The following is a 21238-nucleotide window of genomic DNA, read 5'->3' on the forward strand; positions in this document are numbered from 1 at the left end:
GCTCAACCCTCATCGATGACGAAACGCCCGACCGGAACCTGCGGGTCCGCGACGACACTGGCTCTGGGTCCCAGACCCGCCGCCAGGGGCGCTGCAACCGCCGCCTCTTCCGGCGAGCAGCGCGCGACGAAGCGGGGGCTCGTGGTGTCGCTGAGCATGGAGTGTCTCAACCGCCGCACGATATCGATGGCGCGGGTCGTCGCCGAGCGCCGACCGCCCGTATTCAGTATCTCTTCCACCGGCGTCGTCCGCCACGGCAGGGCCAGTTGGAGAAGGCCGAACCGGCTCACCGGCCCGAATGACGCGTCGTCGCCCGCGAAGGCCGCCTTCGCCATCTCCGTGATCTGCCCGGGATCCAGCGCCGTTCCGACTAGGTCCACGGCCAACAGACCGCCCCAGCCGCTCAGACGGATCATCCGTGCCGCCTGCTTCAGCCCCTCCCGGTTCGCCTGCGTCCGCCCCTTGCGGGGATCCCGACCGGGGAGATGCATATAGTCTATATCGACGGCAATCAGGGCCCGTGTCCGCTGCACCGCCACGTCCAGCGCCCATTGGGGAAAGACGCCGCCGGCGGCCAACGCTTCATCCTCGGCATCCCAGCTCGCCTGGATCGCCTCGACGCCAGTGATCGGTGTCACGCCCGGCGCGAAGTGTCGCAGTCTCTGGATCACATCGGGGCCGGTCGAGATCAGGCGAGGCCTGCCCTCCCCGGCTCCAATCCGTTTCAGCACGGGCCCCTTGGTCTCGCGCGGCTCCGCCGTCACTTCGACCTCGATGATGTCGCCCGTCCGGATCGCCTCCCCCTTGCCCAAGGGCAGAAAGCCGGCCTTGTCCCCGCCCAACTCGACGAAGGCCGCCTTGAAGGCGCCGGCCGGCTCGATCACCCGCCCCACGCTCCGCGCGCCCAGCCGATTCTGCGGCGGCACATCGTCTCTCTGGATGATCAGGCGTTCAAAGCGGCCGTCCCGCGACACAATGCCCCGGATCTCGCCGGGCGTGTCGTCCAGGAAAACCTCGACCTCGCTCATGTCCGCCAGCCGGCGCCCGCCAGCAGGTTGACGGTCTCGGGCAACGGCAGACCCATCACAGCGGGATGGCTGCCGATGATGCGCAGCACGAAGGCGGCCGCCGGTCCCTGGATGCCATATCCGCCCGCCTTGCCTCGCCAGTCGCCACCGGCGATGTAGTCGGCGATCTCGGCCTCCGACAGGCGTTTGATGGAGACGCGGGTGTCCACAACCCGATGCGTCACCCGTTCCCCGACCGCCACGGCGACACCGGTAAAGACCCGGTGATTCCGCCCCGACAGCAGACGCAGGAATTTCTCCGCCTCTGCCACGTCTGCGGGCTTCTCCAGCAATCGACGTCCCACGGCCACGACCGTATCGGCGGCCAGGACGACGGCACCCGGCGACCGCGCCGCCGTCGTCTGGGCCTTGGTACGCGCCAGCCGCACGGCCAGCCGCGAAGGCGTCTCATCCTTCAGCGGGGTCTCATCGATATCGGCGGGATCGATACGATCGGGTTTGATCCCGATCAGCGCCAGCAGTTCGATGCGGCGCGGGCTGGCCGAGGCCAGCACGAGTTCAGGCTTGGGGCTCACCCCTGCCCTTACTTGAAGCGATAGGTGATGCGACCCTTGGTCAGGTCATAGGGGGTCATCTCGACCAGCACCTTGTCCCCGGCCAGCACGCGGATGCGGTTCTTGCGCATCTTGCCGGCGGTGTGGGCGATGATTTCGTGGTCGTTTTCGAGCGTCACGCGGAACGTGGCGTTCGGCAGCAGTTCGCTGACGGTGCCGGGAAACTCGAGCAGTTCTTCCTTAGCCATGCGGCCTCTCGCGCCCTTGAATACGAATCAAGGCCCGCGCCGGACGAAAGCGCGAGCCGTAAGAAGTCGGCGCTAATGCACCAGATGAGGGAGAAAGTCGAGTTCAGCCGCGTCGATAGAGCGCGCACACCAATGTAAACAGCCGCCGCGCCGTCTCATGGTCGATCACCACCTTGCCGTCCAACCGTGCCTTCAGCAGTTCGGCGCCTTCGTTGTGCAGCCCTCGCCGCCCCATATCGACGGCCTCGATCTGGCTGGCCGATGATCCACGCAGCGCCTCGTAGTAGCTGTCGCAGATCATCAGATAGTCCTTCAGCACGCTCTTCATCGGCGTCAGGCTGAGGGCATAGGTCCGGCTGTAGTCCACGCCGGTGATGTCGAAGACCAGCCGGTTGTCCTGCAACGAGAGCTTCAGCCCATATGGCCCGCCCTCCGCGCCCTCCGGCTCGAAGACGTTCTTCTCGATCAGGTCGAAGATCGCCACCCGCCGCTCGTGCTCGATCTCGGCCGTGCCGGACGGTAGGGTCGCTTCGTCCAGATCGACGGACGCCAGGCGATGATCGCTCACGATTTCGCCCCCTCAGGCGAAGTGTCGAGATGGGTCGGTGCCACCCGCGCGGGCCAGCGTTCCGACAGATCGGTCACCACCGCGTCCAGGCACTCGACGTCGACCCTTAGGTCCCCGCCGCCCGCGAACATCAGAATGGCCCGCCCGCCCGGCGCCTCGCCCTCGAAGAAGTGGATCGCCAGCAGCTCCAGCGGCGTGTCCGGCAAGCGCGGCAGACCCCGGCTCTTGACCGCCAGGACGTCGCCGAACTGCATCGCGGCGCGCACGCGCGTCCCGCCGCACTCCCAGCAGAACCGGCTCAGTTGGATGGTCAGCCGACGCGCCGCCTTTTCCCACACGATGTCTGCGGGCCTCAGGATCGCATCCTGTAGCGCGGCCGAGATGATCGCCAGATCCTCTCCGTCCTCGGCCAGCAGGCGCAGGGGCTCATTCGCCCCGCCGCCGCTCACCGCGCGGATGGCGTCCTGCTCCTCGCGATCAAGCGCCTCAGTGGTCATCACCCGGTCCCTCGACGGGCGGACCCTTGATCCGCCGGATATCGGCCCCGCAGGCGCCGAGCTTTTCTTCCAAACGCTCGAACCCGCGATCCAGATGATAGACCCGACCGATATTGGTGTCGCCCTCGGCAACCAGACCGGCGATGACCAGGCTGACAGACGCCCGAAGGTCGGTCGCCATGACCGGGGCGCCTTTCAGCTTCTCGACGCCCGTGACATGGGCCTCACCGGCGTGAACCGAGATCTCGGCCCCCAGCCGCGCCAACTCCGGCGCATGCATGAAGCGGTTCTCGAAGATGTTCTCGTGGATCACGCTGACGCCCTCCGCCGTGGTCATCAGCGTCATGAACTGGGCCTGCAGGTCCGTGGCAAAGCCCGGATAGACTTCGGTCGCCACGTTCACGGCCTTCAGACGCTGCGACGGATCGCGTTTGACGATCACCCCGTCCTCGGTCGGGATGATCTCCACGCCCGCCTCGGTCATCTTGTCGCTGAGCGCCGTAATCAACTCGGCCCGGCCCTTCGTCAGCCTCACCTCGCCCCCCGCCATCGCGGCGGCGCAGGCATAGGATCCCATCTCGATCCGATCGGGAATCACCGACCATTCGCCGCCGCTCAGCGACGTGACCCCCTCGATCACCAGGGTGTCGGTGTCGATCCCCTCGATCTTGGCACCCATCATGACCAGACAGCGCGCCAGGTCGCCGATCTCCGGCTCGCGCGCGGCGCGTTTCAGCACCGTCGTCCCCTTGGCGAGGACAGCCGCCATCAATGTGTGCTCGGTGGCACCGACCGAGACGAACGGAAACTCGATCTCGGCCCCGACCAGACCCTTTGGGGCCGTGGCGGAGACATAGCCCTCCTCCAGCTCGATGATCGCGCCCAGACGCGTCAAGGCGTCGATATGCAGATCGACCGGCCGCGCCCCGATCGTGCAACCGCCCGGCAGTGAGACCTTGGCATGCCCGGTGCGCGCCAGCAGCGGCCCCAGAACGTTGAAGCTCGCCCGCATCTGGCGAACCAGATCATAGGGGGCGAAGGTCGATGTGATTTCCTTGGCGTCGAACAGCGTCTCCTGGCCGTCATGGCCGTCGCGCTCGTCCACGGTGATGCCGAACTGCTGCAGCAACCGACCCAGGAATTTGGTGTCCGCCAGACGGGGCATGTTGGTCAGCCGCAGCGTCTGATCCGTCAGGATCGACGCCGCCATCAGCTTGATGGCCGAGTTCTTGGCGCCGCTAACCGGAATCGATCCGTGAAGCGGGCCGTTGCCGTGAACCGTGATGCTGTCCATGTCGTCCTTGAGGCCGCGAGGATCGACTGTCCCGGCGAGCCGGCTATCTAGCGCGGGAGCCGGGTGTCGCGAAAGGGCCGCGCGGCGTCCTGGCGATGACTTTCAGTTGCCCGGCTTGTCGCGCTTCGGCGGGACTGCCTTCCGCCGTCTCAGATTCTCCCTCAGCGCCTTGGCCAGCCGCACGGTACGCTCGGCCCGATCGATTTCGCCGGGGGTGCGGGACGCGACGGCCGCCGTCTTGGAAGTTTCGGACGGTGGAACGTCGGTCGGTTCGGTCATCTTTTCACTCAGCCTCGGGAAAAGTTTCGGGGCAAGGGAAAATGGGCTTCCCCCCCGGCGGTTCAGTGGCTATACGGCCGCTTCCTCGGAACAGGCCGCCGTAGCTCAGTGGTAGAGCGCATCCTTGGTAAGGCTGAGGTCGTGGGTTCGATTCCCCCCGGCGGCACCATTCCGAAGCGATAAGGCCCGGTCGCGAGACCGGGCCTTTTTCGTATCCGTTCGATGAGAACGCCGCTGCCTCGCGCGTTTAGGCGCTTCCTCAGTCCTCGGCGATTCCGCGCTCCCGCCGGCCCTTGTCCTCGTCCCAGCTGAAGCCCAGCGACAACGACCGCGACCGCCCCGACGCGCCGTAGAACGAATCATACCCGCTGAACGGTCTCACTCGCGCGCCATAGGCGGCGCTGCCGTAGCCGTACCCACCTGGATCGCCATAGGCGCCATATCCGTATCCGGGATAGCCGTAGCCGTTCTTGGTCTGGGTATAGGCGAGGTCCAGCCGTCCGTTCTCACCGACCGGCATGGAGACGCCGACCGAGACCGAGCTGTAGTCGTTGGTCCCGATCGAGCCGCTGACGAAGCCATGCATTTCGCGGTCGTCCTGGGGCCCGCGTTCGGCGGCGAACGGCGTCGCATCGGTGGCGCGCGCCGAAACCCAGCGGTCGATCTGTTCCTGGGTCGTCAGATTGTGCGGCGTCGCCGTGACCACCTGGGACGCATCGGGCCGGGCATCCGTGGTCGGCGCCTCGGCCCCGACGACCACAGCCCCGGCGCCGCGCGGGGCGGTCGTCACCACGCCGTCCGGATCCACGGGAGAGAGGACGGCGGCCAGGGCGAGGACGATCAGCATGGGCGATACTCCGGACTGAGGTTCATCCTAACCCGGATTGAGGCCGGACCGTGATGGTGAAGTTTCGGCCCCACTTCCAGCACGGACGTCACGCCACCCCGTCGCCGCGCCCGAGCGGATCGGGCAAGGGCCTGCCCTCCTCCACGAACTGAAGTGCGACGGAGTTTATGCAGTAGCGCAGTCCGGTCGGCGGCGGGCCGTCTGGGAAGACATGCCCCTGATGGCTTCCACAACGCGCACAGGTCGTCTCGGTCCGGACCATGCCATAGGCGCGATCCTCGATGGCCGTCACATGGTCGTCGCTGACAGGCTGGGTGAAACTGGGCCAGCCGGTGCCGCTCTCGAATTTCGTCGTGGCCTTGAACAGCGGCAGACCGCATTCGCGACAGCAGAAGACCCCCGCCCGCTTCTCGCCCAGCAGCACCCCACAGAAAGGCGCCTCGGTGCCATGGCTCAGCAGCACACGCTTCTCTTCCGCGTTCAGATCGGCCTCCAGCGCCACGCGCTGACCCTCGGAGGGCGATGTCAGATCATATCCGGCGGCGGACAGGTTCGGGCGGGTGTCGGTGATGTCGGTCATGGACGGGAAATGGGGGCCGTCACCGACGGTTCCAAGGGGACATGGCCTTCCCCCTCCCACTCGGGGGAGGGTGGCCGAGCGCAGCGAGGTCGGGTGGGGACGGCAAGGCAAAAATCCACAAGACTACAAAACTGTACGAGATCGCCCTCGCCTCCCCACCCGGTCGCTTCGCGACCACCCTCCCCCGAGTGGGAGGGAGAACCGCGCGCGCTAAACGAAAAAAGTCGGGCGGGGTCTCCCCCGCCCGACCCTATCTCGATCAGTCCGCGCTCAAGCAGCGGGCGACCGCTCAGCCGCCGAACAGCGTCCCGACCCAGGTCCGCACGGCAGTCTCGTCCGCCGGATTGCCCGTGTAGACCAGGCCCTGCGCCGGAGTGAACGGCTGGTTGTTGCCGCGCTGACGGCTGGTCCAGGCCTTGTGGCCGTAGCTCAGGTCCGAATAGTTCGAGGGCAGACGCTGCACGGTCGGCTCGATGAAGATCGAGTCGGTGGCCGTGGTCGAACCCGCGATGCGCACGTTCGGCAGCTTGGTCAGCAGGTCCAGCGTGTCCAGGCAGCCGCCCGAGCAACCGGCGTCGACCAGCACGACCACCGGGCCTTGGACCGGGTTTGCGGCGCCCGTGTCGGCGACGGCGGGGCGACCCGCCAGGGTGAAGGTCGGCTGGCCCGCGGCGATGGCGGCGTCGAAGGCGGCCACGATCGCCTGGGTCTGTTCGATCACCGGGGCCGATTCCTGCACGAAGCGCGGGTCGCCCTGCATGCGGCCCAGGGTGTCGGCGTACCACTGACGGTTCCCGGCGGTGGCGCGATAGGTGATCTCGCCGGCGGCCGGCTGGCGGCTGACGGTGAATTCCGGCGTCCAGATGCGGTTGGCCAGGCCATAGCCCCGTGCCGTCGACGTATAGGCGGACGAACCCCGCGCGGCACGCAGGTCCAGCACGAAGCCCTGCGGTCCGCGGATGGCGGTGGCCTGGGCCTCGACCTGCGCGTTGAACGCATCCCAGGCGGTGCCGTCGGCGAACGAGTGGACGTGGACCCACGGGCGACCATCGACCGTCTCGACGCTCAGCGGCGTTGCCGGCGGCATGTAGACGGTGGCGCGATAGGCGGCTTCCAGATCACCGGCGACCAGCGGCACGGGGCGCAGTTCGACCGCGCGCGGACGACCGCGCTCGCCACGCTGGAACTCACAGGTCGACGGCGTGCCGGCCGCGAACGGGTTGTTGCGGTTCCACAGCAGATAGGGGGCGGACGTGACGCGACCGGCCTCGGTCTCGAGGTTGCCCTCCCACTTGTCGAGCTTGCCGCGGGCGTATTCCTCGATCGGCGTCAGGTTGCAGCTGACCACGACGTCGCCGATGCGCGGGGCATTGCGGACGCCCTGTTTGACATAGGTGACCTCGTACCGGCCGTTGCGCCAGCCGGTGGTGATGCCGGGCCAGCTGATGCCGAAGTAGGGGCCGAGGCCTTCGAACGAAGGCGTGATGGCGATGTTCGAATCGCGGAAGCCGCCGGCGTAGTAGCGCATCAGATAGGCATGGGCGTCGCCCGAGTTGACCTGACCGACACGGCCGTTGGCGTCGGCCAGACCGGCGTCGATCCAGCTGCGGAAGGTGTCGCCCGCGGCGCCCGGGATGGCGGCGGCGGGGTGGTTGGCCTGCAGCGCGTCATGCGCCGCCTGAAGGTCCGTCCGGGCCAGGGCGCGGAAGTCCTGCGCATTGGCGGTCCCTGCGACGAACAGGAGGGCGGCCGCCGAAACGGCGGTCAGAAAGCGGGTCATGAACGAACTCCAGGCCGGGGATGCGAATGGTTCGGGGGCGAGTTAAAGCCGATCCGACCGGACCTTGCCAACCCTCAACGGCACGCGTGTGACGGTTCGCCCCCCGCGCATGCCGAAACCGACGCCCGTTTACACGCCCGCGACGCCCGCCTATCCGTCACCCATGTTCTCAAAGATCCTGATCGCGAACCGGGGCGAGATCGCCGTCCGGATCATCAAGACGGCCCGCCGCATGGGCATCCAGACCGTCGTGGTCCACTCCGACGCCGACGCCGGCTCCATGGCCGTCGAGATGGCCGATGAGGCCATTCACATCGGCCCGTCCCCTGCCGCCGAATCCTATCTGGTCCAGGACAAGATCGTCGAGGCGGTGCGCCGCTCGGGCGCCGAGGCCGTCCACCCCGGCTTCGGCTTCCTGTCGGAGAACCCCGTCTTCGCCCGCCGTCTGGAGGCCGAGGGCATCGCCTTCATCGGCCCCAATCCCCACGCCATCGAGGCCATGGGCGACAAGATCACCTCCAAGAAGTTTGCGGCCCAGGCCGGCGTCTCGACGGTCCCCGGCTACATGGGGCTGATCGAATCCGACGAACACGCCATCCAGATCGCCAACGAGATCGGCTATCCGGTCATGATCAAGGCGAGCGCCGGCGGCGGCGGCAAGGGCATCCGCGTCGCCCACTCCGACGCCGACATGGCCGAGGGCTTCTCCGCCGTGAAGGCCGAGGCCCTGACCGCCTTCGGCGACGACCGCGTCTTCCTCGAGAAATTCATCATCGACCCGCGCCACATCGAGATCCAGGTGCTGGGCGACAAGCACGGCAACATCGTCTCCCTGTTCGACCGCGAATGCTCGATCCAGCGTCGCAACCAGAAGGTCATCGAGGAGGCGCCCTCCCCCCTGCTCGACGACGCCACCCGCAAGGCCATGTCGGAACAGGCCGTCGCCCTGGCCCGCGCGGTGAACTACGACTCGGCCGGCACGGTGGAGTTCGTCGCCGGTCAGGACCGCAGCTTCTTCTTCCTGGAGATGAACACCCGGCTCCAGGTCGAACACCCGGTCACCGAACTGATCACCGGCGTCGATCTGGTCGAACAGATGATCCGCTCGGCCGCAGGCGAACGCATGGCCTTCGGTCAGGACGACCTGAAGATCAACGGCTGGGCCATCGAGAGCCGCATCTACGCCGAGGACCCCTATCGCGGCTTCCTGCCGTCCATCGGTCGCCTGGTCCGCTACGACCAGCCGGAAGAGGGCGAACAGGACGGCTACACGGTGCGCAACGATTCCGGCGTCCGCGAGGGCGACGAGATCTCCATGTTCTACGATCCCATGATCGCCAAGCTGAACACCTGGGCCCCGACCCGGATCGAGGCTGTCGAAGGCATGGCCCGCGCGCTCGAAGACACCCATCTCCAGGGCGTCGGCCACAACGTGCCCTTCCTGGCGGCCGTCATGGATCAGGAGCGGTTCCGCTCCGGCCAGCTCTCGACCTCCTACATCAAGGACGAGTTCCCCGAGGGCTTCAAAGGCGCCACGCCAGATCGTCGCCGCACCGACATCCTGATCGCCACGGCCGCCGCGATGAACGAGATTCTGGCGGAGCAGTCTGGCGACCCGTCCGACCGCACCGACTGGATCGTCCTCATCGACCGCGATGCGCATGGCGTGTCCCTCGGCTACGACGAGGACGAGGCTCTGACGCTGGACCTCGCCGGCGAGGATCGCGCGCTCCAACTCTCCGAGATCGACTGGCGCCCAGGCCTGGCGCAGTTCCGCGCCGTGCTCGACGACACCCCCTTCACCGCCGAGGTCGCCCGCATCGCCGACGGCTTCAACATCCGCACCGGGGCCACCCGCGCCCGCGTCCGCGTCCTCACCCCCCGCATGGCCGAGCTCTTCGCCCGCCTGCCTGAGAAACAGGCCGCCGACACCTCCAAGCTGATCCAGTCCCCCATGCCCGGCCTCGTCGTCTCCATCGCCGTGACTGTCGGCCAGGAGGTCAAGGCCGGCGAAACCGTCGCCGTCATCGAAGCCATGAAGATGCAGAACATCCTCAAGGCCGAACGCGACGGCATCGTCAAAGCGGTCGGCGCCAAGGCCGGCGATCCGGTCGCGGCGGATGATGTGCTGGTCGAGTTCGGCTAGGCTTCGCCGCACTGGACTAACCTGCCCTAGTCCACTAAAGTTCGGGTATGGAAACCCTCAACATCCACGCCGCCAAGACCCACTTCTCGGGTCTCGTCGAGCGTGCTGAGCAGGGCGAGACCATCATCATCGCCCGGGCCGGAAAGCCGGTCGCCAAGCTTACGCCGCTGGAGCCAGAAGCCGACTCGCCGCCAAAGCGCCGGATTGGTTTTCTGAAGGACGTCTACGATCTCCCCGAAGATTTCGACATCAAGGCAATCGGTCGTGACGACATCGAGGCCATGTTCTACGGCGAGCCCGAGGATTGAGGCTGCTCCTCGATACCCAGCTGGTCCTCTTCCTCTCCATTCAGCCCGAAAGACTTTCGGCTGAATGCAGGGACATGGTTCTCGACAACGCGAACGAGGTCGCGTTCAGCGTCATCAACCTGTGGGAAATCGCGATCAAACGCGGACTGGGCCGACCGGATTTCCAGTATGACCCGCGCGTCATCCGCCGATGGTTCATCAGCGAAAACTATGTCGAACTCCCCGTCTGCGGAGAACATGCGCTGGCCGTCGAAGGTCTGCCTCCCATCCACCGCGATCCGTTCGACCGTCTCCTGATCGCTCAGGCCGCCAGCGAGGGCCTTACCCTTCTGACGACCGACAGCAAGATCGCCTCATATCCCGGTGACATCCGCCGCGTCTGACGAGGCCTTGCCCTCCGAACCCGGGGCGACGATGCGCCGGCGCCTTCAGCATCGCCTGCATCACTCGCTCAGCGTGACATAGAGCTCCCGCTCCAGCAGCCACTGCCCGTGCCGCGCCCGCCAGGCGGCCATATAGGTCCCGCTCATCTCGACCCCGCCCTGCCAGGTTCCGAGCCAGCGACCCGCCTCGGCCGCACGCTGTCCGTCCGCCGCGACCTCGACCGTCTCGGTCGTCCGCACATAGGCGACGAAGGCCGGATCGGAGAACTGGGCGGCGAAGGCCGAAACCACCGCCTCCACACCTTGGATCAGACCGCCGTCGCCCACGATCACCACGACATCCTCGGTCAGATGCGGCCTCAACCGCGCCGCATCATGCGCTGCGATCAGGCGGTTGGTCAGCTTGCGCTTGGCGCGAACGGCGGCGTCGGGTGCGGGCATGGTTCAAGTCTGACCCGGCCGTCGCCGCCAGCCAACCCTATCCGCCTAACCCGATCTTCAGACCTGTCAGGCATCGTCGTTCTCCCGAAAAGGAGAAGCCTGTGTTCGGAGAAATGCTCGCCTGGCTGCATCGCCACAACCGCCTCGCCGTCACCAGCACGATGCTGCTGACCTTCGTCGGCGTGGTGCAAATGATCGCCTAGGGAGACTGGGGCTTCCTACTCAGGCACCGCCTGAGCGATTCCGGCGAGCAGGCTCGCCGCCGTCACCGGTTTGGCGACGTGCAGATCCGCCCCTGCCGCCAGCGCCTCGTAGCGGTGCTCCGCCATCGCATTGGCGCTCAGCATGATGATCGGTGTCCGCGGACGGCCCCGTTCGGCCGCACGGATCGCTCGGGTGGCGGTCAGACCATCCATGACCGGCATCTGCATATCCATCAGGATGACATCGAAACCCGACCGCCCGACCGCCTCGACCGCCAGGGCGCCGTTCTCGACCGTGACCACCTCCGCGCCGACCGAGGCCAGGATCAGTTGAACCACGCGCTGATTGGTCGGATGGTCTTCGGCCAGCAGGATGCGCAACGGCCGTTCGGGCAGGAAGATCGGCGCCGGTCCCACCTCATTGGGCGCGCCCAGCCCGTCGTACTCGTCCAGCGCCACGACGCGTGGCAGCGGCAAGGTCAGGGTGAAGGTCGAACCTTCGCCTGGACAAGACCGCGCCTCGACCACCCCGCCCATCATCTCGGCCAGCGAACGGCAGATCGACAGCCCCAGCCCCGTGCCGCCGAACCGGCGCGTGATCGACGAATCCGCCTGGTTGAAGCGCTGGAATAGGGTCGCGCCGGTCGCGGCGTCGAAGCCCACGCCGGTGTCCGAGACGACGAAGGTGAACATACCCTCGCCCGCCTCGTCGCCCTTCACGTCCCAGTCCACCGTCACCTTGCCGGTCGCCGTGAACTTGACCGCGTTGGACAACAGGTTGCCGACGATCTGGCCGATCCGGGTGCTGTCGCCCATGAAGACGCCGCGCGCCCCGGCACCCTGACGCTCCTCGAAATCCAGCCCCTTCTCGGCCGCTCGGTTGTGAGACACGTCGATGATCCCGGCGAGGGCTTCGCCGAGATCGAACGCCCGGGACTCGAAATCCAGCTGTCCGGCCTCGATCTTGGATACGTCGAGAATGTCGGACACCAGCCGTTCCAGCGTCACCCCCGACATCTGGATCAGATCGACCATCTCTCGCTGTTCGGGCGTGAGCTCGGTGCGACGCAGGGCGTCCACGATGCCGATCACCCCGTTCAACGGCGTGCGGATCTCGTGGCTCATATTGGCCAGGAAGTCGGTCTTGGCCCGGCTTGCGGTCTCGGCCGCCGCCTTCGCCTCGATCAGGGCCGCGTCCGCCGCGACGCGCTCGGTGACGTCGCGCGCCACGCCATAGATCCGGTCGTCGTACCGGTGCGCGCGCCATTCCACGGTGCGATACCCGCCATCCTTGTGGCGATAGCGATTGACGTGCCCGTAAACCGGCGCATCGGCCTTGCGCGTCTCGACCTCGACGGCGCTGCGACGCGTCTCGGGCACATCGTCCGGATGGACGAAATCCAGCAGCATCCGCCCTTCCAGCTCGTCCGGCCGCCAGCCGAGATGAGTCTCCCACGACCGACTGACGCGCGCGATCCGCCCGTCCAGCTGGCGGATGATCAGCATGTCCAGCGAGACGTCGAAGAAGGTGGCAAGATCGGTGAGGTCGGACAGATCGATCGATCGATCGCTCACTCTAGTCGCCGTCGCTCCGTCCATGAGGCTCATCCGACTCAACCGTTGGTCCGTTACCGTACCAGCGAGCTGTTAAGCCCGTGTTTCATCCAACGGGGATTTTCCGACTGCGCCAAAAACGCGCACGAAGCTGGCCTTCAATGCCGCATCGGCCTCATCCATCGACGCGGTCACGCCCAGGTCCAGCAGACTGGTGACCCCGTGCTCGGCGATGCCGCACGGCACGATGCCGCCGAAATGGTCTAGGTCCGGTTCGACGTTCAGGCTGATGCCGTGAAAACTGACCCATTTCCGCACCTTGACGCCGATGGCCGCGATCTTGTCTTCGCGCGACCAGCCAGGACCTTTGCGCTCGACCCAGACCCCCACCCGGCCCTCGCGCACATCCGCCTCGACCCCGAACTCGTCCAGCGCGCCGATGATCCACTGCTCCAGCCCGCGCACGAAACCGCGCACGTCCTTGCCGCGCCGCGTCAGGTCCAGCATCACATAGGCCACCCGCTGACCCGGCCCGTGATAGGTGAACTGCCCGCCTCGTCCGGTCCGGTGAACCGGAAACCGACCGGCATCAATCAGGTCCTCGTCCCTGGCCGAGACCCCGGCGGTATACAGCGGTGGATGTTCCAGCAACCAGACCCGCTCGGCCGCCTCTCCAGCGGAAATCAGGGCGACCCGCGCCTCCATTTCGGCGACTGCTTCGTCGTAGGGGACATAGCCGGGCGCAACGACCCATTCGACCGGACGGCCGTCGGGACGAATCAACGGGGAAATGGCGGCGCTTAACGGGTCGGCAAGCATGATCGTCCCAATGTGCCCCTGAGGGCCGCCAATGCAAGACCTGCCGCCAGTACCCTCCAGCTTACCCGGAGAGACCTTGAGCCAGATCGAAGCCGTAGACGTCGAACTGTCGGTCGTCCTGGGTCGCTCCGTGCTGCCCATGTCCCAGCTTCTGAAGATGGGTCGCGGTGCCGTGATCCCCCTGGACGCGTCCGAAAACGACGAGGTCTGGATCCTCGCCAACAACCACCCCGTCGCCCGCGGCCAGATCGAGATCCGCGACGACCGCATCGCCATCACGGTGACGCGTCCGGCCGATGTCTATGATTTCATGGCTGGAGCGGCCTGAAGGCGAGGCAGTAGGCAGTAGGCAGTAGGCAGTAGGCAGTAGGCAGTAGGCAGTAGGCAGTAGGCAGTAGGCAGTAGGCAGTAGGCAGTAGGCAGTAGCGAGGATGGCGGGCGATGGACACGTCAACAGCTATCGCGACCTCAAGGTTTGGCAGCGGGCCATGGATGTGGCCGTTCTCGTCTACGAACTGACGCGGACCTTCCCGAAAGAGGAGCAGTTTGGTCTGACTTCCCAGGCTAGGCGCGCCGCAGTCTCGATCGCGGCGAACATTGCCGAGGGCTATGGACGTTCGAGCAAGGCCTCATATCTGAACTTCCTGCGCATCTCTCAGGGGTCGCTGAAGGAAGTCGAGACCCACCTGATCCTCTCCGCGCGCGTCGCTATCTGCCCCGAAGCGGCCACGACCCCCATTCTGACGGAGGCGGACGAACTCGGCCGGATGCTCCGCGCCCTCATCGTGCGGTTGGAGCAGCACACCACCCCATAAACCCGCCTTCTACTGCCTACTGCCTACTGCCTACTGCCTCTCTTCAAAGCCCCTTCCCTTCCTCTCCACTCTCCGCTATCAGCGCGCCTCCGATGCGAGCGGTCGTGGCGGAATTGGTAGACGCGCAGCGTTGAGGTCGCTGTGGGGCAACCCGTGGAAGTTCGAGTCTTCTCGACCGCACCATCGTTCACGCACCAGGCAGAGCACTACCGGCTTTGCCGTCCGGTGCGTGAAAACAAAACGCGAGATCGGGCCTGACCGATCTCGAACAAGGGATACAATCGGCGCGATCGGCTGATTCACATCGAGAGAGGGAGGAAGCTCCATGCGCGAACGCACCGCTGCTCTCGATCCCGACGTCAACGAAGACCACGAAGCGCTCGACGAGGACTACGTCCTGACGGCTTCCTTCGTCGAGAAGGTGGTCGACGCCGCCGACGACGGCGAGGGCCTTCGCCTTCGGTCCCTGCTCGAAGATCTCCATCCCGCCGACGTCGCCGACCTGATGGGCTTCCTGACGACCGAGCATCGCGCCGTCGTGGTCCTGTGGCTCCCGCCCGAGCTTCTGGCCGAGACCCTGCCCGAACTGGACGACGGCATCCGCGAGGAGGTGCTGGAGCGCGTCCCCAACGCCACCCTGGCCGAGGCGCTGCAGGAACTGGACTCTGACGACGCCGCCGCCGTCGTGGAGGACCTGGAGGACGAACAGCGTGAGAAGGTCCTGGCCGCCATGCCGGCGACCGACCGCGCCGCCATCGAAAGCTCGCTGGGCTATGCCGAGGACACCGCCGGCCGCCTGATGCAGCGCGAGGTCATGGCCGCGCCCCTGTTCTGGACCGTCGGCGACACCATCGACCACGTCCGCGCCCAGGGCGAGGACCTGCCCGAGCTCTTCTTCGACATCTACATCGTCGATCCGCACAACAAGCCGGTCGGCGGCATTCCGATCAGCGGCCTTCTCCGCGCCGCCCGAACCGTGAAACTGTCGGACCTGATGGAGCCGGTGAACGAGATCGCCGCCGACACCGATCAGGAAGAGGTCGCCTACGTCTTCGAGAAATACCACCTGATCTCGGCGCCGGTCGTGGATGCCGCCGGACGCCTGGTCGGCCAGATCACGGTCGATGACATCGTCAACATCATCCAGGAAGAAAACCGCGAGGACATCCTGCGCCTCGCCGGTGTTCAGGACGAGGATCGCGGTTCCTCAGTCACCGAGATCGTGCGCGGCCGGGTGCCCTGGCTCGCCATCAACCTGTTCACCGCCGTCATCGGCGCCAGTGTCATCGGCTGGTTCGAAGGCACGATCCAGCAGATCGTCGCCCTGGCCATCCTGATGCCCATCGTCTCGGCCATCGGCGGGAACGCCGGGACCCAGGCCCTCACCGTCACCGTCCGCGCCCTCGCGACGCGCGAGTTGAACAGCTCCAACGCGCCCCGCACCTTCATGCGCGAGCTGGTCGTCGGCATGGCCAACGGTCTGATCCTCGCGCCGATCATCGGTTTGGCCACGGCCCTGTGGTTCCGCGACGAGGACTGGAAGATCGGCCTCGTGATCGGCACGGCCATGGTGCTCAACCTGATCGTGGCGGCCACCATCGGGGTGCTGACGCCCCTGACCCTGTCCAAGCTGAAGTTCGACCCGGCCGTCTCTTCCGCCGTCTTCGTGACCGCGACGACGGATTTCTTCGGCTTCCTGATCTTCCTCGGTCTTGCGACCCTCGTCCTTCTGTAGGAACGGTTCCGGGCGGCGCGACCCTTGCTGGCTCCCCTGCAGGGCGACCGCGCCCTGTCTCGATTTGGGTCATTACCGTTGTCCGACGCAGCCAGACAAAACCTGAAGGTCTCCCGCGAGGGGATCGTGCTGATCAAGAGTTTCGAGGGATTCCGCCCCCGAGCCATCCAGCGCGCCGAGGGCGGCTGGATCATCGGCTACGGCCATACCCTGTCCGCCCGCGAAGGCGCGACGGTGTCGGAAGCCGACGCCGAGTTGCTGCTGCGCTACGACCTGCTGCCGGTCGAAAAATCGGTCAATGACGTCGTCCCGGCGACCCTGAACCAGCACCAGTTCGACGCCCTGGTCAGCTTCGCCTTCTCGGTCGGCGTCGACCGCTTCGCCGGCTCCGATGTGCGCCAGCGTCTGGCCGCCGGTGCGCCGGGTGAGGCCGCCGATGCCATTATGGGCTGGCCCGAGCCGGTCCTGCCCGAAACGGCCCTGCGTCGTCGCGCCGCCGAGCGCGCCCTGTTCGTCGCCAATCCCGACGCTCCCGTCGCCCTCTCCGACCTGCTCGGCGCGCCCCTGCCTCCGCCGCCCGTGGTCGTGCCGTTCCAGACTCCACCGGTCGAGACGCCCGCCTCAGTCCCTGCGAAGGCCGAACTCACCCCGCCCCCGGAGCCCGAAGCGCCGGCAGAGATCGACCCGCGCGGCGCCGCCGTCGCCGCCCTGCTCGGCGAACCGCCTGCCCGCATCGTCCAGGAGGACACACCGGAAGCCTTCGACGAGGCCCCGGTCGCCAACGACAACCCACCTGCCGAGATCGCGGAAGACGTCGCTCCGTCCGTCGAGCCCGGCTCTGATTCCGACGACGGCACCGAAGTCGCGCCCGAGACCATCGAACAACCCGCAACCTCCGACGTCTCGATCGAGCCGACCGAAGAAACCCGACCGATCGCCGAAGCTCCTGTGGATGCTGACGAACAGCCGGCGTCCGAAACCGCCGTGGAGTCTGAGCCCGACCCGAGCGCGTCAGCGAATCCCGCTCTCGGCTGGGCCGCCACCCGCTACGCTCCCTACGGCATGGCCATGGTCGGCCCCCTGCCCTTCCTGACGCGGGCCGAACCGCGCGACGAGCCGACGACGACCGAAGCCGCCGTGGACCAGCCCGTCGTCGACGTCACGCCGGCCTCTGAGCCCGATCAGGCGCAGGAAAGCGTCGCCGAGCTCGAACCCGCCGAACCGATCCCGTCCGAGCTCGTCGTCGAGGCGGAGCCCGTCCCGGCTTCAGCAGAAGCCGCCGTGGTCGAGCCCGACCCTGTCCCGGCTGAAGCGGAGCCCGCCGTCCAAGCCGAGGTGACCCCGGTTGAGCCGATGGCCTATGTCGCACCGGCCGATCCCGCGCCCGTCACCGAACTGGTCCTGACGCCGCTGGAGGAAACGCCCGAGCCCGCCGTCATCCGCCCGCTCTGGACGGCGGAAGAGCGCGACGCCCCCGACGGTTCGGAGACCAATCTCTTCGGCGAAGACCTGACCCTGACCATGGGCGGCGGCTCGATCATGCGCCACGAGATCGAGATGGAAGCCCCGGCCAAGTTCGACTGGAGCGAGACCGGTCCCTTCATCTTCATGGGCGGCGTGGGCCTGGTGTCCTTCGGCGCCTCCATGGCGGCCTTCCGTCGCGCGGCGGAACAGTCGGGCGGCTCCGAACTGACCATCATCGGCTGGGTCCTGGCCCTGATCGGTCTGGCCTGCGTCGGCGTCTCCTCGGTCAACCTGTACCGCAAGTTCGGACTGCCCGGCGGGGACTGACCCCCTCTCCCCACGCGGGCGGGGATCGTGCTAACCCGCTGGCATGAGCATTCCGAACGCACCCCAATCGATGGAATTCGGCCTCGGCGAGAACGCCGACATGATCCGCGAGACCACCGCCCGTTGGGCCTCCGACAAGCTGGCGCCGCGCGCCGCCGAGATCGACGAGACCAACACCTTCGCCCGCGACCTCTGGCCCGAGATGGGCGAGCTGGGCCTGCACGGCATCACCGTCCCAGAAGAGGACGGCGGCCTCGGCATGGGCTACCTCGAGCACGTCGTGGCGATGGAAGAGGTCTCCCGCGCCTCCGCCTCGATCGGCCTCAGCTACGGCGCCCACTCCAACCTGTGCGTCAATCAGATCAGCCGCTGGGGCAATGCCGAGCAGAAGGCGAAATATCTGCCCAAACTGATCTCCGGCGAACACCTGGGCTCGCTGGCCATGTCCGAGGCCGGCTCCGGCTCCGACGTCATGTCCATGCGCACCCGCGCCGAGAAGAAGGGCGACCGCTACGTCCTGAACGGCACGAAATTCTGGATCACCAACTCCCCCACCGCCGACACCCTGGTCGTCTATGCCCGCACCGGCGAAGGCAACGGCGGCGTCACCACCTTCCTGATCGAGAAGGGGATGAAGGGCTTCAGCGTCTCAAAGAAGCTCGACAAGATGGGCATGCGCGGCTCCGACACCGCCGAACTGGTGTTCGAGGACTGCGAAGTCCCCGAAGAGAACGTCATGGGCCCCGTCGGCGGCGGCGCCGGCGTCCTGATGTCCGGCCTCGACTACGAGCGCACCGTCCTGTCCGGCGGCCCGCTGGGCATTATGCAGGCCGCGCTCGACGTCGTCCTGCCCTACGTCCGCGAGCGCAAGCAGTTCGGCAAGGCCATCGGCTCCTTCCAACTGATGCAGGCCAAGGTCGCCGACATGTATGTCGCCTTGAACTCGGCCCGCACCTACGTCTACGCGGTCGCCAAGGCCTGCGACGCCGGCAAGACCACACGCTACGACGCGGCAGGCGCCATCCTCCTGGCCTCCGAGAACGCGGTGAAGGTGTCGCTCGAAGCCGTCCAGGCTCTGGGCGGCGCCGGCTACACCAAGGAATGGCCCGTCGAGCGCCTCGTCCGCGACGCCAAGCTCTACGACATCGGCGCGGGGACGAACGAGATCCGGCGGTTCCTGATCGGGCGGGAACTTCTGGGGTCGTAAGTTGCATGAGTGCGGATAAAACCGTACATTGCATTCATGAATACGCTCGCGAAGTATGTACATGCTCAGCGCGGTCAAACCAGCGCGCTAGCGCGCGAGGTCGGCGTCTCGCAAGGACAGATATCGCGCGTTGCATCGGGCAAATCGCGACCATCTCCCGAGTTGGCCCAGCGGATAGAGGCGGCGACGAACGGCAAGGTCGTGGCTAGCGAACTGCTGGGGCTGTCGGAGACCGCCTCATCCTTCGATCACCAGCTTGCCGCCCATGACCTCGGGGACGGTCGCTGGGCCGCGAATATCGGCCCGGATGGATCGGTCGTGCTGCCGCCGCAAATGGTCGATGCGCTCGGCTTCTCACCCGGTGATCAGCTCGTTTTTGCGCGAACGGCGGGGTCGGTGACCGTCACATCCACCTCCGACGCCATTGCCCGCGCTCGCAGGATGTTCGCCCAGCGCGTGCCCGCCGACATGGATGTGGTAAGCGACTTCATCGCCGATCGACGCGCTGAAGCCGCGCGTGAATAGGGCTGTCATCGACGCCTCGGTCGTTCTGGCGGCCCTGAAAGGCGAACCGGGCGGCGAGCGGCTGGAGGACTTGCGCGCCGGTCGGCTGATCAGTTCGGTCAACCTGACGGAAGTTCTATCCCGACTACTCGACCTGGACTTCTCGGACCGCCAAGCCCTCTCGATGGTCGAGGCCTTGGGGCTGACTGTCGTTCCGTTCGACGCCCAGACGGCCGTCCGGGCTGGTCGTCTGCGGGACAAGACACGGGCGGCGGGTCTGTCGCTCGGCGATCGAGCCTGTTTGGCACAGGCCGAAACCTCGGCCCTGCCCGTTCTCACCGCGGATCGAAACTGGGATCGCGTGACTATGGACGTCGAAATCCACCAGATCCGTTAAGCCGGAACTTCGGTTCACTCGGTCGGTTTCTCTGCGGAAGGAGCCACCCCATGCCAGCCAAATCCGCGGCCCAGCAAAAGGCCGCCGGCGCCGCCCTGTCGGCCAAACGCGGCGATACGCCCAAGTCCGAGCTCAAGGGCGCTTCGAAGTCGATGGAAGAATCCATGACCGAGAAACAGCTCGAAGAGTTCGCCCACACCAGACGCAAGGGCAAACCCGAACACGTCGACGACTGAGCGCGGCGATTGAACCGCTCGAAACCGTCGCGTTCGCCCTCTAGGCTCGCTCCATGAGCCTGACGGAGACCTCGACCGGCCGCCCCCGCCGCTTCTCCGAAACGCTGGAGCGGCTGGGTGCCCATGGCGGTCATGCTGCTGTTCGCCATCATCAACATGCTGCCCTGGCCGCCCGGCGGCACGCCCCTGATCGGCGAATGGGTTAGCCGGATCTTCTAGTTCTGTCGGAATGTTAAGTGGCGGTCAGTCGCCAGCGTGCCTAGATCGTCCCCACCCCTCGCCGAGCTCCATCTGATGCCCGACTACGACTTTCAGAGCGACACCCGGCCGTTTTCCCAGGTGCTCGACGACATCGGCGCCAAGGACGATCCCAAGCTCTATCTCGGCGAGCTCGTGAATGCGTTCGGAGAGCGCGGCTTCGGTGCCCTGATGGTCTTTTTCGGCCTGCTCAACGCCATCGCCTCGCCGATCCCGGGGTCGACCACGGTCCTGGGCGCACCCTTGCTGCTGATCTGCCTTCAACTGGTCATCCGGCGTGATCAGCTCTGGATGCCGGCCTGGGCCCTGAAATCCAGCCTGCCCCGCGAGAGTTATCGCACCACGATCGGCAAGGTCCGCAAGCCGCTCCAGTTCGTCGAAAGGCTGTCCAAGCCACGGTTCAGCATCATGAGCAGCGAGGTGTCCGAGGTGCTCATCGGTATCGTCACCAGTCTGCTGACCGTCATCGTCATGCTGCCGATCTTCGGCGGCAACCTGTTCCCGTCCCTGTTCGTCGCCCTGTTCGGCTTCGGCCTGATGCAACGCGACGGATTCCTGATCGGCGCAGCATGGCTGGGCGTCGCCGGCTTCTGCGTCTTCGTCTGGGCCGCGTGGGAGCTGATCTCCCGACTGTTCCTCGCCAGCGCCGGCTGGTTCATTCACGCCGGCGACTGGGTCCAGGGTCTGTTCTCCTAGCTCCACCGCACCGGCCGCGCTCAAGCGGCGAGACGCCGCGCGAGCGGTAGCGCCCAACAAAAAGGCCCGC

At 66.6% G+C, this 21238-nt stretch carries 25 protein-coding genes and 2 tRNA genes; 14 read left to right on the plus strand and 13 right to left on the minus strand.

The window, feature by feature from the left end:
* Window positions 1-2: 2 nt before the first annotated feature.
* The 7 genes from ACW171_RS06465 to ACW171_RS06495 all read right to left on the minus strand — a co-directional run bounded on the left by ACW171_RS06465 (window position 3) and on the right by ACW171_RS06495 (window position 4468).
* Window positions 3-1028, minus strand: coding sequence for a S1 domain-containing protein (locus ACW171_RS06465; protein WP_492096262.1), 1026 nt, complete (start codon window positions 1026-1028; stop codon window positions 3-5).
* Window positions 1025-1603: a Maf family protein gene (locus ACW171_RS06470; protein WP_492096263.1), complete on the minus strand. Its 579-nt coding sequence runs from the start codon at window positions 1601-1603 to the stop codon at window positions 1025-1027. The genes ACW171_RS06465 and ACW171_RS06470 overlap by 4 nt, the downstream gene beginning before the upstream one ends.
* Window positions 1604-1611: 8 nt before the next feature.
* Window positions 1612-1830, minus strand: coding sequence for a translation initiation factor IF-1 (infA, locus tag ACW171_RS06475; RefSeq protein WP_008261544.1), 219 nt, complete (start codon window positions 1828-1830; stop codon window positions 1612-1614).
* Window positions 1831-1933: 103 nt separating this feature from the next.
* The gene (locus ACW171_RS06480; RefSeq protein WP_492096264.1) at window positions 1934-2398 is read right to left on the minus strand and encodes a UPF0262 family protein; all 465 of its coding nucleotides are present in this window, start codon (window positions 2396-2398) and stop codon (window positions 1934-1936) included.
* On the minus strand, window positions 2395-2895 hold the full coding sequence (locus tag ACW171_RS06485) for a DUF2948 family protein (RefSeq protein WP_492096265.1): 501 nt from the start codon (window positions 2893-2895) through the stop codon (window positions 2395-2397). The genes ACW171_RS06480 and ACW171_RS06485 overlap by 4 nt, the downstream gene beginning before the upstream one ends.
* Window positions 2885-4189: a UDP-N-acetylglucosamine 1-carboxyvinyltransferase gene (gene murA, locus ACW171_RS06490; protein ID WP_492096266.1), complete on the minus strand. Its 1305-nt coding sequence runs from the start codon at window positions 4187-4189 to the stop codon at window positions 2885-2887. The genes ACW171_RS06485 and murA overlap by 11 nt, the downstream gene beginning before the upstream one ends.
* A 102-nt stretch (window positions 4190-4291) precedes the next feature.
* Window positions 4292-4468: a hypothetical protein gene (locus ACW171_RS06495; RefSeq protein WP_492096267.1), complete on the minus strand. Its 177-nt coding sequence runs from the start codon at window positions 4466-4468 to the stop codon at window positions 4292-4294.
* Window positions 4469-4562: 94 nt separating this feature from the next.
* On the opposite strand from ACW171_RS06495, the gene ACW171_RS06500 reads away from it, so the two are divergent.
* Window positions 4563-4637: transfer RNA gene (locus ACW171_RS06500), tRNA-Thr, on the plus strand.
* Window positions 4638-4727: 90 nt separating this feature from the next.
* Here the strand turns inward: ACW171_RS06500 and ACW171_RS06505 are convergent.
* The 3 genes from ACW171_RS06505 to ACW171_RS06515 all read right to left on the minus strand — a co-directional run bounded on the left by ACW171_RS06505 (window position 4728) and on the right by ACW171_RS06515 (window position 7675).
* Window positions 4728-5315, minus strand: a complete 588-nt coding sequence (locus ACW171_RS06505; protein WP_492096268.1) for a hypothetical protein — start codon at window positions 5313-5315, stop codon at window positions 4728-4730.
* A gap of 88 nt (window positions 5316-5403) precedes the next feature.
* Window positions 5404-5895, minus strand: coding sequence for a peptide-methionine (R)-S-oxide reductase MsrB (gene msrB, locus ACW171_RS06510; RefSeq protein ID WP_492096269.1), 492 nt, complete (start codon window positions 5893-5895; stop codon window positions 5404-5406).
* A 289-nt stretch (window positions 5896-6184) separates the two neighbouring features.
* Window positions 6185-7675: a hypothetical protein gene (locus tag ACW171_RS06515; protein ID WP_492096270.1), complete on the minus strand. Its 1491-nt coding sequence runs from the start codon at window positions 7673-7675 to the stop codon at window positions 6185-6187.
* Between the two features lie 163 nt (window positions 7676-7838).
* Between ACW171_RS06515 and ACW171_RS06520 the strand changes: the two genes are divergently transcribed.
* Genes ACW171_RS06520 through ACW171_RS06530 form a run of 3 tightly spaced genes read left to right on the plus strand, consistent with a single transcriptional unit; the run spans window position 7839 to window position 10512 of the window.
* Complete coding sequence (locus ACW171_RS06520) at window positions 7839-9821, plus strand: ATP-binding protein (RefSeq protein ID WP_492096271.1); 1983 nt, start codon at window positions 7839-7841, stop codon at window positions 9819-9821.
* A 47-nt stretch (window positions 9822-9868) separates the two neighbouring features.
* Window positions 9869-10129, plus strand: a complete 261-nt coding sequence (locus ACW171_RS06525) for a type II toxin-antitoxin system Phd/YefM family antitoxin (protein ID WP_492096272.1) — start codon at window positions 9869-9871, stop codon at window positions 10127-10129.
* Window positions 10126-10512: a type II toxin-antitoxin system VapC family toxin gene (locus tag ACW171_RS06530; protein WP_492096273.1), complete on the plus strand. Its 387-nt coding sequence runs from the start codon at window positions 10126-10128 to the stop codon at window positions 10510-10512. The genes ACW171_RS06525 and ACW171_RS06530 overlap by 4 nt, the downstream gene beginning before the upstream one ends.
* Window positions 10513-10572: 60 nt before the next feature.
* On the opposite strand, the gene ACW171_RS06535 is transcribed toward ACW171_RS06530, so the two are convergent.
* The 3 genes from ACW171_RS06535 to lipB form a co-directional block, all read right to left on the minus strand.
* Window positions 10573-10953 (minus strand): YybH family protein, encoded by a 381-nt coding sequence (locus ACW171_RS06535; protein ID WP_492096274.1) that lies wholly within the window; start codon window positions 10951-10953, stop codon window positions 10573-10575.
* Window positions 10954-11171: 218 nt separating this feature from the next.
* Entirely contained in the window at window positions 11172-12731 is a 1560-nt protein-coding gene (locus tag ACW171_RS06540; RefSeq protein WP_492096275.1) for an ATP-binding protein, read from the minus strand.
* 72 nt (window positions 12732-12803) lie between these two features.
* On the minus strand, window positions 12804-13529 hold the full coding sequence (gene lipB / locus ACW171_RS06545; protein ID WP_492096276.1) for a lipoyl(octanoyl) transferase LipB: 726 nt from the start codon (window positions 13527-13529) through the stop codon (window positions 12804-12806).
* 76 nt (window positions 13530-13605) lie between these two features.
* On the opposite strand from lipB, the gene ACW171_RS06550 reads away from it, so the two are divergent.
* The 10 genes from ACW171_RS06550 to ACW171_RS06595 all read left to right on the plus strand — a co-directional run bounded on the left by ACW171_RS06550 (window position 13606) and on the right by ACW171_RS06595 (window position 21168).
* Entirely contained in the window at window positions 13606-13857 is a 252-nt protein-coding gene (locus ACW171_RS06550; RefSeq protein ID WP_492096277.1) for a FliM/FliN family flagellar motor switch protein, read from the plus strand.
* Window positions 13858-13960: 103 nt separating this feature from the next.
* Window positions 13961-14344: a four helix bundle protein gene (locus ACW171_RS06555; RefSeq protein WP_492096278.1), complete on the plus strand. Its 384-nt coding sequence runs from the start codon at window positions 13961-13963 to the stop codon at window positions 14342-14344.
* A gap of 98 nt (window positions 14345-14442) precedes the next feature.
* Window positions 14443-14527 (plus strand) — tRNA-Leu (locus ACW171_RS06560).
* A 142-nt stretch (window positions 14528-14669) separates the two neighbouring features.
* Window positions 14670-16079: a magnesium transporter gene (mgtE, locus tag ACW171_RS06565; RefSeq protein WP_492096279.1), complete on the plus strand. Its 1410-nt coding sequence runs from the start codon at window positions 14670-14672 to the stop codon at window positions 16077-16079.
* A 78-nt stretch (window positions 16080-16157) separates the two neighbouring features.
* Entirely contained in the window at window positions 16158-17870 is a 1713-nt protein-coding gene (locus tag ACW171_RS06570; RefSeq protein ID WP_492096280.1) for a lysozyme, read from the plus strand.
* Window positions 17871-17913: 43 nt separating this feature from the next.
* Entirely contained in the window at window positions 17914-19077 is a 1164-nt protein-coding gene (locus ACW171_RS06575) for an isovaleryl-CoA dehydrogenase (protein WP_492096281.1), read from the plus strand.
* 36 nt (window positions 19078-19113) lie between these two features.
* The gene (locus tag ACW171_RS06580) at window positions 19114-19602 is read left to right on the plus strand and encodes a YdaS family helix-turn-helix protein (RefSeq protein ID WP_492096282.1); all 489 of its coding nucleotides are present in this window, start codon (window positions 19114-19116) and stop codon (window positions 19600-19602) included.
* Window positions 19595-19978 (plus strand): type II toxin-antitoxin system VapC family toxin, encoded by a 384-nt coding sequence (locus tag ACW171_RS06585; protein ID WP_492096283.1) that lies wholly within the window; start codon window positions 19595-19597, stop codon window positions 19976-19978. The genes ACW171_RS06580 and ACW171_RS06585 overlap by 8 nt, the downstream gene beginning before the upstream one ends.
* 50 nt (window positions 19979-20028) lie before the next feature.
* Entirely contained in the window at window positions 20029-20214 is a 186-nt protein-coding gene (locus ACW171_RS06590) for a DUF3008 family protein (protein WP_492096284.1), read from the plus strand.
* A gap of 294 nt (window positions 20215-20508) precedes the next feature.
* The gene (locus ACW171_RS06595) at window positions 20509-21168 is read left to right on the plus strand and encodes an exopolysaccharide biosynthesis protein (protein ID WP_492096285.1); all 660 of its coding nucleotides are present in this window, start codon (window positions 20509-20511) and stop codon (window positions 21166-21168) included.
* Window positions 21169-21238 lie beyond the last annotated feature (70 nt).

Source organism: Brevundimonas sp. FV1ye28 (genome assembly GCF_058681135.1).

What these genes read in the sequence shown, in the direction of transcription:
- ACW171_RS06465 (WP_492096262.1), bottom strand. Translation starts at nt 1,028, where the DNA reads ATGAGCGAGGTCGAGGTTTTCCTGGACGACACGCCCGGCGAGATCCGG.
- infA (WP_008261544.1), bottom strand. Translation starts at nt 1,830, where the DNA reads ATGGCTAAGGAAGAACTGCTCGAGTTTCCCGGCACCGTCAGCGAACTG.
- ACW171_RS06485 (WP_492096265.1), bottom strand. Translation starts at nt 2,895, where the DNA reads ATGACCACTGAGGCGCTTGATCGCGAGGAGCAGGACGCCATCCGCGCG.
- murA (WP_492096266.1), bottom strand. Translation starts at nt 4,189, where the DNA reads ATGGACAGCATCACGGTTCACGGCAACGGCCCGCTTCACGGATCGATT.
- ACW171_RS06495 (WP_492096267.1), bottom strand. Translation starts at nt 4,468, where the DNA reads ATGACCGAACCGACCGACGTTCCACCGTCCGAAACTTCCAAGACGGCG.
- ACW171_RS06505 (WP_492096268.1), bottom strand. Translation starts at nt 5,315, where the DNA reads ATGCTGATCGTCCTCGCCCTGGCCGCCGTCCTCTCTCCCGTGGATCCG.
- msrB (WP_492096269.1), bottom strand. Translation starts at nt 5,895, where the DNA reads ATGACCGACATCACCGACACCCGCCCGAACCTGTCCGCCGCCGGATAT.
- ACW171_RS06515 (WP_492096270.1), bottom strand. Translation starts at nt 7,675, where the DNA reads ATGACCCGCTTTCTGACCGCCGTTTCGGCGGCCGCCCTCCTGTTCGTC.
- ACW171_RS06520 (WP_492096271.1), top strand. Translation starts at nt 7,839, where the DNA reads ATGTTCTCAAAGATCCTGATCGCGAACCGGGGCGAGATCGCCGTCCGG.
- ACW171_RS06525 (WP_492096272.1), top strand. Translation starts at nt 9,869, where the DNA reads ATGGAAACCCTCAACATCCACGCCGCCAAGACCCACTTCTCGGGTCTC.
- ACW171_RS06535 (WP_492096274.1), bottom strand. Translation starts at nt 10,953, where the DNA reads ATGCCCGCACCCGACGCCGCCGTTCGCGCCAAGCGCAAGCTGACCAAC.
- lipB (WP_492096276.1), bottom strand. Translation starts at nt 13,529, where the DNA reads ATGCTTGCCGACCCGTTAAGCGCCGCCATTTCCCCGTTGATTCGTCCC.
- ACW171_RS06555 (WP_492096278.1), top strand. Translation starts at nt 13,961, where the DNA reads ATGGCGGGCGATGGACACGTCAACAGCTATCGCGACCTCAAGGTTTGG.
- mgtE (WP_492096279.1), top strand. Translation starts at nt 14,670, where the DNA reads ATGCGCGAACGCACCGCTGCTCTCGATCCCGACGTCAACGAAGACCAC.
- ACW171_RS06575 (WP_492096281.1), top strand. Translation starts at nt 17,914, where the DNA reads ATGAGCATTCCGAACGCACCCCAATCGATGGAATTCGGCCTCGGCGAG.
- ACW171_RS06580 (WP_492096282.1), top strand. Translation starts at nt 19,114, where the DNA reads ATGAATACGCTCGCGAAGTATGTACATGCTCAGCGCGGTCAAACCAGC.
- ACW171_RS06590 (WP_492096284.1), top strand. Translation starts at nt 20,029, where the DNA reads ATGCCAGCCAAATCCGCGGCCCAGCAAAAGGCCGCCGGCGCCGCCCTG.
- ACW171_RS06595 (WP_492096285.1), top strand. Translation starts at nt 20,509, where the DNA reads ATGCCCGACTACGACTTTCAGAGCGACACCCGGCCGTTTTCCCAGGTG.